The sequence below is a fragment of the Bradyrhizobium sp. URHD0069 genome (genome assembly GCF_000701345.1).
In the GTDB taxonomy this organism is placed as follows: Bacteria; Pseudomonadota; Alphaproteobacteria; order Rhizobiales; family Xanthobacteraceae; genus Bradyrhizobium.
Genome location: NZ_JNIJ01000045.1, coordinates 44371 through 51278, shown reverse-complemented (window position 1 = coordinate 51278; position 6908 = coordinate 44371). Strand labels below are relative to the sequence as shown.

Below are 6908 nucleotides of genomic sequence, written 5' to 3'. Positions count from 1 at the left end.
AGTTCGCGGGACCAATAGTGAGACGAGGCACAGGCCTCAATGCCAATCAGGCAGGGTGGCAGCTTCTCAAAGAACGCCAGGACCTGGCGACGCTTCAACTGGCGGCGGATGACCACCTGACCGGCGGTATCCACTCCGTGGACCTGAAAGACCGACTTGGCGATGTCGAGACCGATTGTCGTGACCGTCAGCATGGATAGCTCCTCCGAATCGTGGGAGCCTCAACAGCGCCCACATCCATGGCACTCAAGTGCCGGTGGAGGAGCCGTCCACAGCATCAACAACGGAAGTCGCCACGCTCACTCGATCACCATACCTGATAAGGTCGTCGGCCGCGCGGCTGCCATCCGTATGCAAATCGAGGATTTATGCCACAATACGAAAATGTCCCGTAGGCTGTGGCTTGGCACTGTAGGTAGCTTGTGAACTGACACAACCCCGGGAGGCCGTAGTCGTGACCTTGTAGGCAGTAGGGATAATCGTACGGATCATCTGGTTGAGCGGATGCCGGCAGCGCTGCGAACACCATGGCTACAAACGCTGCGGCTCCAATGATCTTGCGCATTTCAATTTCTCCTCTTGATGCCAAATCCGCTCAGAATCAAAGCATCTCGCCGGTTCGCCTTGTTCCCCCTCTAACGCGAAGCGTTCCCAGCCCGGCCATTGGTTTTTGCGTGTACCACCTTGTACCGCCAGCTTCGATTAGCAGGTTTCGAAAGTCGTCTTGGGGCAACATCGATGAACTGGTTCATACGCCGCCTCTGCCAATTTGAGTCAGAGAGACGCGCGAAGTTCCAAGTTTACGCGAAGGCCGGCCAACCATCTTGATAGGCGTCAACTTTGCAGCTTTTCGGTAATCGCCTTGACCTCTGTGCGAGAAAATTTCCACCGTATTGTCGGGCGCTGGTGTCTTCAGACGTCCTAAGGGAGTGCATTAGCCGGGCACCTGCTGTTCGCATGAACCGAAGCTGCCGGTGTCGGCGCACGCGATATCTGAGAGGATTATAGCCATGAAAGTTATTCAACATCTCTGGTTCGAAAAGGACATGGAGGCGGCGATCAACTTCTACACGTCCTTGATACCTGGCTCGGCCATTGAATGGGCCACCACTATACCCGCGGATACTCCAAGTGGCCCGGAGGGAAGCGTCAAAATCGTGTCCTGCACTCTCGGCGACCAGCGATACATGGCGATCGAGGCAGGCCCTCTCGACCCCTTCAATCACAGCTTCTCCATCATGGTTGAATGCGACACGCAGGCAGAGATTGATCGGCTTTGGGATGCCCTCAAGGAGGGTGGCTCCACGGAACAATGCGGCTGGCTGCGGGATCGCTGGGGGCTCTCCTGGCAGATTTCACCCAAAAGGCTCGATGAGCTGATGAAGGATCCGGACCGCGCGAAGGCAAAGCGGGTGACCGAAGCAATGCTCAAGATGGTGAAATTCGACCTCGCAGAACTGGAGGCCGCTGCCAGAAACTAAGCGGTGGCCGCTCAACCATGCGAAGCGTCAGGGGTAGCGAAGGTGGCCGCGTGATGGCCGAACCCTTCTCGAGTCGTTGCGCTATCTGCTAAACGTCGAGCCCCGGCGGCGCCGGTCAAGGACACGCTCGTCGAGCTCGGATGCGTCTGCGTTAGGGTCAGGTGCTCTGAGTTTAGACATCGCCTTTCGAGAAAGCAGATGAACCCGGGAAATGGCTGCTTTGCGTCAATCTCCTCATTCTGACCATGCGCCAGTCACCTGCGGTCTACCCCTGGGAGCAGACGTTCTCAGAGCCGGTCGGCGTGTTTCAAAGATGCCAGCAGCGGAAGTCCGGATTCGCGCACGGGTGAGGCCTACCTGTCAGTGGGCGAGAATGTGCGCACCGATCTCATATCATGCGGTTCGGTCCTCTCTATTGTTGCCTGAGGCCTTGCCTATCATGAAGGGGTAGGAGCTCCGTTAGGACAGTCATCCATTTCAGCCTCGCGCCGGATCGACCGCCAGAGGTCGTTGCTGGATGCAAATGATGCGTCCTCCAGAAGGCGACAAGTAGTGGCCGCACCCACCTGCCGACCAAGTCGCGCTAGCGGGTCGAGACCGTGGATGATCCGGCGCAATTCCCTGGTCGGCGCGCCCGACCGCCGATTTCCTTAAAATCGCCCAAGGCTGGAATTACACCAACGACCGAGGATGTTTGCAGAGGAAAGGAAACTACAACTGAGGTTGGCACAATGAAAAAGATTGTGAGTGCAATCGTGTTGGCGGTGACCATGACAGCGATGCCTGCGTTGGCGAAGAACGGCCTGCTGGAAAACAGCTCTCTCGGCGAGACGGTGATCTACTGCGACAGCACCGGCGCGCTACACGCCGCTATGATTATAAAGGTTCAGAGCGATACGATCGTCGACTTGGAAGTGACTGGAGACGATGGCGGCAAAGTAATCGCCCGCGGTGTAGGTTGGAATCGCACGCGGAGCGACCAACCAAATACCTGGTGGCGCCGGATCAGATTTTGACCGAGCGGGACTACCGAAGGACGTCTTCTCGTCAAGCGCGCCGAGCGACGTTTCCGCTTGCTTTGCAAGAAAACTGCCCGAAGGGCGGACGCTCTGTATTTTTCAATTTCGAATTGAGACTAGACGGCGCGAAGCAAGGCAAGTGATTCTAGATCATTACGTCTAAATGGAATCGGGACCTTTAGAAAAAAACGACCGTTTCTGGCGCAAAGTGCTCGTTTCGCAAGCGAACCGGAAGCAGTTGCGCTGGACTGTGCACTCAGATTTGAATCGCCTCACAACAGGCGGCCGTCTATGCTGTGGTTATGTCGCGCCTCGTGTTTCTGTCGATTGCAATCGTCCTATCGCTGCTGCCGGTCGTCGCGCCGGCTGCGCCGGCTCATAAGCGGCCGGCGCCACGCTGGCACGGCTACGGCTTCCTGCCGGGTTATCATCAGCCACCGAATAACAGCCTTCCAGCTTACGCCCAGAAAGCTTTGGTTTCGCGCATGGCGCGCCACAACCGGCGCCCTTGGTATATCGACCCAATCCCAAGTTATTACGGGTACGATGGCGACTGGCACTATTTCGGCCGACCTGGCTTTTACGGCGGTCGCTACAATGGCGGCAGCTTCGGCCCTTGCTGGACGCGGACGCCGATCGGGCCGATCTGGAATTGCGGCTGATTAAGCTAACGCTTAAAGACCGCCCGTGTGTGCATCGGTTTGCCGGCAATGGCAGCTCATGGCGCCAACAGCGGAACTTCCGCGCGGACACCGATTTACCCTGCCTCCATTCGCGGGTAACCCAAACGGTGTGGTCGTATATCCGCCGTACCCGATGGACCAATATTGCGGAATGCTGTTGCGTACCTGGTGGTACTAACGCTTGCGAGGATGCCCTATGACGCTGAAGGCAGTGCCGGCCTTCGCAATGATAATAATAATCGGGCTCGGGGTTCAGGTCGAAGCGCGGACGCCGTGCCAAGAATACCTGCGACTGCGCAATGCGGCCACAGAGGCTTGGAAACAGGCGATGAGAGCACCGCCATCGGAGCGCTGCGGAGCATTTTATCATGCCTCCTTAGCCGCGGAGGCGACACTCAAGTACGCAGATAACAATCGCGAGTCATGCGACATTTCTGTCCAATTGTTGAACCAAGTGGAAGGGTACCACCGCGAGATGGTACAGGCTCGCGACAATACTTGTGCTGGACACCCTCTTCGACCATATCCAGCAGATATCGTCCCACGTTGAGATCAAAGGAAGCTCCAACCGTCCGTATCGGTCCGACGACAAGTTTCTAATGTACGGGAAAATCCTCTTTCGAACGGATGCTTGGGACGCTGAATACTTTCCGCTATGAAGAAGCCGAGCTCAGGATGATCAGTTTTATCGAGGCTAATTCAAGCAAATGTCGTATTCCAGATGAGATCGGTAAGAATGTAAGAAGTACTCACCTCACGACTGAGAAGATTAAGGGGCAAGCGTGTAAGTCGCCGGAATTGCGGCGGCGCGAGTGAAATGCGTAGATCATCTGCATCTGGACCGTGCCCGGCGGCGCGTACTCCGAGGTGGGGCCGAAGTCCGCTCCGGGTCAATTGCGTCGGTTTGAAAGTCGGCAGGTCACTTCCGGTCTACCGCCGAAAGCAGACAAGTAACTCGCGACGCGCTACGATGGCATCAAGTTCTTCGTCGGTTAGCGGTCTGGTGCGCATGTCTGTGATGTTTACGAAAGCTTTTGCCAGTCCGTCAGGTATCGAAGCCGATTGCCATTGCTGCCGACATTGATCCAACTACCGTCTTCGTAGAACGCAGTGGCATAGTGTCGGCGCAATCCTTCTATCCCAAAATCCCATCCCCGCACCTTGATCCATGTGCCGTCCGTTGGAGCGGTGTCGATTGCTTTCCATTCGCACATTTTACGCTCTCTGCTGAGCCCCGATACGACTTACGATCCATCTCCAGATTGTGCTGTGATCCAGTTCACATCCCACGCTCACGTTTCAGCGCGTCTCGTCTCTCATTTTCTTGAACAGCTCCTTTACCTCGCTGTTGTATGGGGGCGTCACGCAGCGCATGCGATAGCCGAAGAATGCATTCACGATCGTCGTGGCCACCTATTGCCTGCGATCAGCGCCTCCAGCGCTACTCAGCAAATCCATAATCTGGCTGGAGCGACCGCGACAGGCCGGCATAGGCTGCCCACTCTAAAACACGGCACGCTTCATCTGGGGGAGCGCCCTGCAACCCGGTCACCGCTCCGGGGAAAATGACGCCAGCTGGTAGACAGCAGGAGAAACAGCGCTCGATTGCCGCTGTACTTGGCCGCGGGTCGGGTGCTTTCAAACCCGCCCATAATCGGGCTGCCTTGGCGATCGCAGACCCGCCATTCCCACCTAGTCGGGCTTCGCTCAGTAATCACGACGTCCAACACGGCCCTATACCCCCGTTGTATCGATGAAGATATCCACGGGCACCGAGCCGTCTGTTCACTTCCATACTGTCACATGTAATTTGTTCGATGTGACCCGTGGGGAAGATGGCGTTTTCACGAGCACCTTCTCTTCCGAGCCGTACAGCCAGAACATTCCCGCTGCCAATTGAGAGCATCCACCTGCGGCACGGCCGGCTCGATTTCGTCGGCCTTGGGAGCCCATGCCGTCTGCAGGCGCTCAGCAGCGCCTCACTATCGGCCATCATCCCTCCAATGGTTCGGTGCGTAGCCCTTCTCGATCCAGTGCTTCTCGTCGATCGCGTGCCACTCCAGCGCCTGGTCCGGATTCGCTCTGGCGTCGAGCGCGAACGCATTCCTTGCCATCGCGGCCGCTTCCTCCTTGCGGACGATGTCGTCGACGTCCCACGTCACCGCCCAGGATGGCATCGAACTCGGAGGGCCAGGCGTCGCGGACGCGACGCGTGCTATCCAAAATCGATCAGCGTGTCGGATCATGTGTCGTGATCCGATCGATGGGCGGCCGGTGGTCGTTACCAGGATCGAGAACAATTTTTTCATCGGCGCAATTCGCGCGCGCTGATCACCCATGGTTTGGTAATCCAATGGCGGCCTCACCGAGAATCTTTGCCGCCCCGACCCTTTGTTCCTCTATCGAGTGGAGAGACACAGTCGCAACTGGCGTCACGTCCCAATTGTTGGCATATTGTCCCAATCAGCGGGGCAAACGTGGCAAGCTGGGTGAGCACTTGCCGCACGTTGCCTCTCTGCCTGAGAGTCCCAAGACCAAGCTTTCAAGACCTAGCTTTCAAGACCTAGCTTCCCTCCGGCTTTTCCTTCGGTCCCGTCATGACTAAACGAACCTTCTTCACGACGAATGGCATTGCCGCGCCCGAGGCCTACGAGGCGTGGCGATGTCGGGAATGGCCGAGCGTCGCGCCGGTGTTCGAAACGCAACCGCGCGAGGGCGCCTTTTTCGCGGAGAGCGAGACATTTGGCTTTCGCGATTTGGCCATCACGCGATCCCGCATGGCCGGGCTCGACTACGTCCGGACCGGAAGCCGCATCCGCGGCGACGGCCTTGATCATCTCGGCGTTCTAATTTTGTTTCGCGGAAAAGGCGCGGGCGATGCCGAAGGGCGCTCGCTCGCTTGCGACGGCGGCGTCCTTCTTGGCGATCTGAGCCGTCGCAGTCACTGGACGGCGGCGGCAAGCCGCTCAATGACATTTGCGATTCCGCGTGCGCTCGCGGAAGAAGTCTTGCCGCCGGTGCGCGACTTGCACGGATTGGTACTAGGCACGGCCCGCGCGCAACCACTGATGGATCACGTGAGGGCTATTGCGCCGCACCTTTTGACCCTTCCTGCGGAGAGCGGCCCTGCGCTCGCGCGAGCATTTCTCCACATGCTTGCCGTTTCGCTCGACCATCCCGCGGAGCCGGAGCTGGAAAGCGACACACGGAGTATCATGCAACTGGCCACGCGCCAGCGTGCCGAAGCGCTCGTCGAGCAGCATCTCCACTATCCGGCTTTTGGTGTGCAAGACCTTGCACGTCTGCTGGGGCTGTCTCGGTCGGCGCTCTATCGGTTGTTCGAAGCGAGCGGGGGCGTGGCCGCCTTTATCCGCGGCCGGCGCCTTCAACGGATATGCGCCGCGCTTGCCGATCCGGCGGATCATCGCCGCGCTGCGGAAAAGGCTTATGCCTGCGGCTTCGCGGATCAGGCCCAGTTCATTCGCGCCTTCCGACGCGGCTACGGGATGACACCCGTGGAGTACCGTGCCGCAATGCTGAGCGCCGAGATGCGCCAGGTCAGAGCGCGTGATCGGATCCGCAGAGGTTAGCGCGGCCATCCGAACCGGACGTAGATCACGTTTTAAATCGTTTAGTTTCTTGATCGCGACACCGCTGCCATAGGAACGCGCAATCGCCGGCAAGCGGTAAGCTCGCCGGCGACGCATCGCCATCAGCAGAGTGCC

At 58.2% G+C, this 6908-nt stretch carries 6 protein-coding genes and 1 pseudogene; 4 read left to right on the top strand and 3 right to left on the bottom strand.

Annotated features, from left to right (window positions below; translation table 11 throughout):
• Positions 1-194 (bottom strand): annotated as a pseudogene (locus tag N554_RS0124605) (IS110 family transposase); the annotation flags it as partial.
• Between the two features lie 113 nt (positions 195-307).
• Positions 308-565 carry a DUF3551 domain-containing protein gene (locus N554_RS38750; protein WP_081851397.1) on the bottom strand — a complete coding sequence of 86 codons (258 nt, stop codon included), beginning with the start codon at positions 563-565 and terminating at the stop codon, positions 308-310.
• A 445-nt stretch (positions 566-1010) separates the two neighbouring features.
• Between N554_RS38750 and N554_RS0124600 the strand changes: the two genes are divergently transcribed.
• From N554_RS0124600 to N554_RS0124590, 3 genes are all read left to right on the top strand, one after another.
• Positions 1011-1481, top strand: coding sequence for a VOC family protein (locus N554_RS0124600; protein WP_029585923.1), 471 nt, complete (start codon positions 1011-1013; stop codon positions 1479-1481).
• A gap of 731 nt (positions 1482-2212) precedes the next feature.
• Positions 2213-2497, top strand: coding sequence for a hypothetical protein (locus N554_RS0124595; RefSeq protein WP_029585922.1), 285 nt, complete (start codon positions 2213-2215; stop codon positions 2495-2497).
• A gap of 305 nt (positions 2498-2802) precedes the next feature.
• Positions 2803-3162 carry a hypothetical protein gene (locus N554_RS0124590; protein ID WP_029585921.1) on the top strand — a complete coding sequence of 120 codons (360 nt, stop codon included), beginning with the start codon at positions 2803-2805 and terminating at the stop codon, positions 3160-3162.
• 2003 nt (positions 3163-5165) lie between these two features.
• Here the strand turns inward: N554_RS0124590 and N554_RS0124570 are convergent.
• Positions 5166-5522 carry a hypothetical protein gene (locus N554_RS0124570; RefSeq protein ID WP_029585919.1) on the bottom strand — a complete coding sequence of 119 codons (357 nt, stop codon included), beginning with the start codon at positions 5520-5522 and terminating at the stop codon, positions 5166-5168.
• Positions 5523-5780: 258 nt separating this feature from the next.
• On the opposite strand from N554_RS0124570, the gene N554_RS37520 reads away from it, so the two are divergent.
• The gene (locus N554_RS37520) at positions 5781-6773 is read left to right on the top strand and encodes a helix-turn-helix domain-containing protein (protein ID WP_051677684.1); all 993 of its coding nucleotides are present in this window, start codon (positions 5781-5783) and stop codon (positions 6771-6773) included.
• Positions 6774-6908 lie beyond the last annotated feature (135 nt).

Coding starts and splice junctions, on each gene's coding strand:
- N554_RS38750 (WP_081851397.1), bottom strand. CDS start 565: ATGCGCAAGATCATTGGAGCCGCAGCGTTTGTAGCCATGGTGTTCGCA.
- N554_RS0124600 (WP_029585923.1), top strand. CDS start 1,011: ATGAAAGTTATTCAACATCTCTGGTTCGAAAAGGACATGGAGGCGGCG.
- N554_RS0124595 (WP_029585922.1), top strand. CDS start 2,213: ATGAAAAAGATTGTGAGTGCAATCGTGTTGGCGGTGACCATGACAGCG.
- N554_RS0124590 (WP_029585921.1), top strand. CDS start 2,803: ATGTCGCGCCTCGTGTTTCTGTCGATTGCAATCGTCCTATCGCTGCTG.
- N554_RS0124570 (WP_029585919.1), bottom strand. CDS start 5,522: ATGGGTGATCAGCGCGCGCGAATTGCGCCGATGAAAAAATTGTTCTCG.
- N554_RS37520 (WP_051677684.1), top strand. CDS start 5,781: ATGACTAAACGAACCTTCTTCACGACGAATGGCATTGCCGCGCCCGAG.